This window comes from Motiliproteus sp. MSK22-1 (assembly GCF_001968815.1).
Lineage (GTDB): Bacteria > Pseudomonadota > Gammaproteobacteria > Pseudomonadales > Balneatricaceae > Motiliproteus.
The window spans coordinates 1-6032 of record NZ_MIEQ01000037.1 but is presented as its reverse complement, the minus strand read 5'-3'; the positions used below and the strand labels follow the sequence as shown (position 1 = coordinate 6032).

Here is a 6032-nt window from a genome sequence, read left to right as displayed (position 1 = left end):
GTCTACGGCAAGCGGCCAAGTTAATCCGGCCTGTTGGGCGCGATTGAGGTAATTAACGGCACTGCCGTAACTGATATTAAGCGCTTGAGCGACGCCGCGTCGGCTCAGGCCTGCCTCGTAATGCAATCGCAGCACGTCTTTGATTTTACGCATTGATAACCTCTTGGAACCCTCCGGCCACACTCCTCGCAGACAAAATGCGAGAGGTTAGCCGGGAAGGTCTATTAATCAATGCGTTACATAGGATTCTGGAAATACTTGATCATTGATTCCGGTATTTGATCACCGATTCTGGAAATCCAGAAAAAGTGATCAAATAAAACCAGAATGACCGATCAAGTAAAATCAGTACGGCTGATCAACTAAGACCAGAATGGGTGATCAAAGTCGGCCGGAATATGCAATTTTTCATTTCGTTTCAAACGGATTTCCACTTCATACCAAAATAAGCCAAAAACTGGTTTTAATAATAACAACCACCGAAGCAGTTTTCTCAGATATTAACGGCACACAAATAACAGAATATAAAACTCATCACCAAGTACTCCCTTCAAATAATTGTTCCATATTCGACCATCTGGTTTAAGAAGGACTATGATAAGCTCTATGCTGCCTCCCAATTGAGCAACTACCGTTCTTTTTCAGTGATCCTGCTTTTTTGATCAGCAATGATAATTCACCTCTGTGTGACTTCCAGAGCCCTTGTAAACACGATCTACCAAGCAGACTTGAAGTTTCTGATTGGTTAAAAAATCGACTTGCTGCTGTTGATCATTCAGAATATGCCTATCTTAGGAATTTCTAGGATAACTGCACTGACCAACAATACAGGCTTCTTTGGTCATCGTCGCAATACTCACTTTAGCGCCAAACTCGTATCGTTTATGCGTTTGCCCTTTCTAGCTACAACCATCATTCGGCTCGTAGATGCCGAAAGACATGCTCTTGCTTTTGGTCTTTACGCTAGCAAGCTGTCAGATTGAGTCAGCTAACCGTTCAATATCTAGTTCTGCAACTGGCACTTCAGGTCTCTCAACATGCACCCTAGGTATCCCCTAATTATCTTTATCGATTTGCGCATTCGCTTGTACTGCCAGGAGTTGCCATAAAATCCTATCTTGGGAAACCATCGATAGCGGGCTTTACCATACATTTGCCTCAAGGTAATGTTATGCCTGTAGGCAATTTCGATCAAATATCGACGTATCCTGCCAGATAACTTGCTATCGACTGGAAAGCGTATGTTTTTTTCTGAACATTGGTATCCGCTGCTACTCACTTAAGACTAGACGGTTGGATCACCTTCAGATTAAATCCAACATCAATAGTCACCGTCAGCAGCCATCCACAACCGGTTTCTCCGATCCTTTGACGCTAGCATGTCAAGCTGATGGGCAAAGCACTAATTGCGAAGTTTCATGCTGGCCCAACTCACGGTCCTGCAGCCTCCAATCGATTGTATGTACTATGGAACCGTTTGATAACCAAAATTAACTAAATCATCAAATCGATATTTAAACAAATCATCCTTATGTAGAGCTTCAGTTTATCTCGGTTTCATGTCATTCTATAGCTTTTGTCCGATTACAGCAGAAAATGGCCAGTTTCAGATAAGCTTACCCCCTTATTTTACATGAATATTCCGAGAGTCAAATATTATTCAGGAGCGAATGGGTAGTACAGCAGTGAGAACGACGTCGATACCATATAAGCTTCTAAACTGGCGGAACTTCATTAGTAATCAAGTAATTACCCATACCACATCTATTTCTTATCACAATAAGCCATCAAAAACGAAACCTATCCAAAAATTATAATTTAAACTTCAAAAAACTCTTAAATAATTTCATTACAGAAAAACTTAATCTGTAATATTTTTTCGCTCCAAAAGCCTAGACAGAGTTTTTTTACACCTAAGGATAACTGCTCTATATACAAATTGAGCTTGATAGGGCGATAAGACAACCGAAGTTATTAGATACAACGCAGCAGTAAAGTAACTATTTCTATGCCTATTCCGCATTGACCTGGAGTAATATATTTGAGAATAATAGAAGCATTTATGACTAAAACTACCTGTTTTTCTCAAATTTTCAACCTCCTTACGACAATAGCCTCTATCATTTTTAGAAATTTTCTTGGCGTAGTTGAACATTTTTCTCTGAACTAAACCGTTTATAAGGGCTGTCCCCCCATTCTTCAACTGGGTTCGAAACTTTACCAAAGGTATATCAATCATTCCAATACGAATATCAGCATTAGCCGCTCTTAGCAAAAAATCGTAATCTTCCGCAGGAGCTAAATCTCGATATCCATCATTAAGATCGTATACATATTTATAGAGTAGCCAAGTTGGGTGGCCCAGTGTTGATTTGTAGCACAAAAATTCGATCAATTCTTTCCGGTTATAGTAAGAGCTTTTCCCAAACGCTACTCCTGATTCAGTAATATAAGTAACTGGAGAGCCGACAAACTCCAAATCATTGTCTATGAGGTACTGAACCTGTTTTTCAATTCTATCAGGGAGCGAAATATCGTCTGCATCCATCCTTGCAATAAATTCACCTCTTGCAGACTTCACAGCCTTATTCAAGGAATATACAATTCCACAATTATTCTCATTATTTATCAGAATAATTCGCTTATCTTGACGACAAGCGTCCCTAAGAATAATTTCTGTCGAGTCTGTAGATCCATCATTTATACAAATTATTTCCAAATTCTTATATGTTTGACAACAGATGCTATTAAGGGCATAAATAAGGTATTTTTCCGCATTAAAGACAGGAATGATAACTGATACTAAGCCACTATATATCACAGAACTTTCTCTAACGCTTGTTCAATTTCAAGATCAGTGGCTTCTATTGGTATATTAATTTCATAAATTTCTTCTGTATTTAAAAAAGCATTTTCTATCAAATCTTCTGTTATCTTTAACTGTAACGCCGTACTCCGATTAGTAAATGCGTTGTAGGCCAAAATAGATCTATAGTAGTCAGCCCATTCATGATGAACAATTGATGAAACATATTTTGCTGAACATTTTTTTTCTTCTTCCCTAAAAATTTTATTAATAATCACACTAGGTATTTTCTTTCTCTTTATAACGATAATTTTGTCGAGAGCCGCTCCCTCGGTTGGAATTTGATTTTTACTAAGGATACTTCTAACCTTCGTAGTAATATATCCCTTTGAATGCGTTATATTTTCAACATTTCCAATTTTCCACCCAAATTTATCTAACAGCTCCATCCTTATTCTTAATACTATCCGCCAAAGCAATGATGGATAAAAATAATACAGTTTATCAGGAAGCCTAGACTTCAAATATTTATCATAGTGATACTTATACAAACACATTGGTCTATGATATGGATAAATTTTGACATCCTTATCCAATAAAACAAGATCATCACCATAAATAGATACATCTTTATTTTCAGAGTATTTCGAAACTAAAAATGTCTTTCCAATACCACCAAATGCAGGTATTAAAATATTCATTCCACCAATTTTAAAAGCAGCAGCATGAACTAACGTTTTTTCACTCAGGGTTAAGCACAAAAAATACAAATAATGAATTGAAAGTCCAAAAATGGAATCAAGTCCAAAATATATTGCTTTATCTGTTATCCTTAAACTATTTTTATTCTTCAAAATGAACATTTTTTCATTATCAGATGTATACTTATACGTTCCTGGAACAAATTCATAATTTTCTAGATTGCTACAAACGTAAGGTTCCAAATATATTTTATTATATTTCATCCCACACACTTTTACGTTAACGAACCCTTTTAATTGTGTATTCAAAACCTCGCTGATAGACTTAGATTGGCTAGAACGAAATTTCGAAGATACAAAAACATCAACTCCATTTATCGAGGCAACCTTATTTCTCTCAAATTCATTCATATAGTCATACGCTCTGATACAATCTAGGTACTATCAACCCGATGGTCAAATACATTAACGTAGCACAATGGATAGACGGGTGCTTGAAGTACTTAGCAACCCTCTCCGGTCTCTTTTGCAGCATCCGCATATGGCTCTGTACCTTGCCCGCCAAGTCAGCTTGATTTCTAGCCGGTGCCGCACCGCGTATCTCTGCCTTTAAATCAGCGTTCAAGTACTCATCTGGATTCAAGTCCGGAGAGTATGCGGGTAAATAAAAAACTTCTATTTTCTCTACATGCCGTGCCAGCTTGGCATGATGAACTCGAAGGTTGTCCAAAACGAGAAATACTTTTTTCCCCGCATCTTTTATCAGCCGCTTCATAAAACGCAGCAGCACTTTCGCGGTCATGTTCTCCCTATACATCATGAAACGCACGACACCTCGATTGTTCACCGCCGAGATAACATTCATTGAGAACCGTTTGTCATTAATTTCAACGATTGCCGTTTTCCCTTTTGGTGCATAACCACGTCTGTGTTGGCAGTCGTTGCGCCCCCCTGTTTCATCGCCCCAATAGATCTCAGAACCTTCCTCGGAAGCTCGGCGCTTTAGCTTTGGATAGGTGTTGTTCAGCCACTCTTTGACTGCTTTGGGCTTACGTTCATACGCTCTTTTCGCAGGCTTTTGAGGTGTGTATCCCCAGCGCTTTAAGTAGTCGCCGTGCTCTACTAATCGGCGCCCACACTGCTCCAATTTTATAGTTTCCTCACCTCCTTGTTTCCAAACTTTAATCCAGCGGCAGGCAACCGCATAGTGAACTCCGACGATTTCTGCTATTTGCTTTCGTGTCTGCCCTTGCAGGAACAGGCAAACCGTGAGATCACAATTGCGTTGTTGTACTTCAGTAGATAGTTTGCTGGCATCAGTTTTTTTCATAACCGACATTATAATTAAATCGCCTATTTGTCCGCCAGGTTGATATTTAAGAACACTTTTAACAATGTAACCACACATAGCTGCTATTATCCCGGCGGATATTTCTGTTGGGATGATCATCAGTATTTATAGGACTTTCAGGTGTTATCGGTAAATGTATTTATCTACCAGGTTAATAATACAAATTCCTACTGCCAACACCAATCTCTCACAAACATAGCCAGCATCCACTCGAAGAGTTCTATAGATCGATTTTTCCGATGCTTCAGCGCAAACATAACATGTCATTCAATCGAATGTTTAACCTGCAGCCTATTTTGCTAGCCTCTCACAACGACTATGCCATTTTGGCTGAGAGAAAAATAAATATAAGCCAATAGTACCATGCAACTAGGTATAGATATTTGATCGTAGAAGTTAGATTAAGGATTAGCAGTAGTTATTGCTTGTACGCAAAGTGATTGTACAACAATCAACCAGCTCCTCTGTGAATGCTATTAACCCGGCGTACAAATAGACGAATTATGATACACTGCCGGGTATGAATAAAACTGATGCCCGCAAACTATCTTCTGAAATACAACAACACAATCGAGACTTGGCTATTCGGCTCTTTAGACAGGGCCAGACGCGAAAGCAAATAGCTGAAATTGTAGGTGTTCACTATGCGGTTGTTTGCCGCTGGATTTGTGCATGGAAACAAGGCGGTGATCAAGCAATCAAGCTAGGCAAGCGTGGCAGAAGGTCAGCAGAACAAAGACTGCTAACAGAAGCTCAAGAGTCCGTCTTAAAGAAGCTGATTTGCAACAAAAATCCAGACCAGATGAAGCTACCCTTTGCGCTCTGGAATCGAAAAGCGATTCAAGCTGTAGTTAAGCAGATGTGGAGTGTTCACATTGCGATTCGAACAGTCGGCGACTATTTGAAACGCTGGGGATACACCCCTCAAAAGCCGGCGAAAAGGGCTTATGAGCGTAAACCGAAGGCCGTCAAAGAGTGGTTGGACAACACCTACCCGCAGATCAAAAGGCGAGCTTTTGAGGAAGGAGCGGAGATCTACTGGGGCGATGAAACGGGAATACGTAACGACTGCCAGCACAGTCGGGGTTACGCACCAAAGGGGCAAACGCCGGTAGTTGAAATCAATGCCAAACGGTTCTCAACGAATATGATCTCAGCGGTTAACAACCAAGGT

Annotated in this window: 4 protein-coding genes; 1 reads left to right on the top strand and 3 read right to left on the bottom strand. The window is 39.7% G+C overall.

Features of this window, described 5'->3' with window-relative positions:
- Nucleotides 1-1861: 1861 nt before the first annotated feature.
- Genes BGP75_RS09910 through BGP75_RS09900 form a run of 3 tightly spaced genes read right to left on the bottom strand, consistent with a single transcriptional unit; the run spans nt 1862 to nt 4837 of the window.
- A complete protein-coding gene (locus tag BGP75_RS09910; protein ID WP_076718291.1) occupies nt 1862-2821 on the bottom strand; it encodes a glycosyltransferase family 2 protein in 960 nt (319 codons plus the stop codon).
- Nucleotides 2818-3918, bottom strand: coding sequence for a hypothetical protein (locus BGP75_RS09905; protein WP_076718289.1), 1101 nt, complete (start codon nt 3916-3918; stop codon nt 2818-2820). Before BGP75_RS09905 ends, BGP75_RS09910 begins: the two co-directional genes overlap by 4 nt.
- 4 nt (nt 3919-3922) lie before the next feature.
- The gene (locus tag BGP75_RS09900; protein WP_076718293.1) at nt 3923-4837 is read right to left on the bottom strand and encodes an IS630 family transposase; all 915 of its coding nucleotides are present in this window, start codon (nt 4835-4837) and stop codon (nt 3923-3925) included.
- Between the two features lie 541 nt (nt 4838-5378).
- Between BGP75_RS09900 and BGP75_RS09895 the strand changes: the two genes are divergently transcribed.
- A partial coding sequence (locus BGP75_RS09895) for an IS630 family transposase (protein ID WP_076718287.1) occupies nt 5379-6032 on the top strand: 654 nt, incomplete at its 3' end.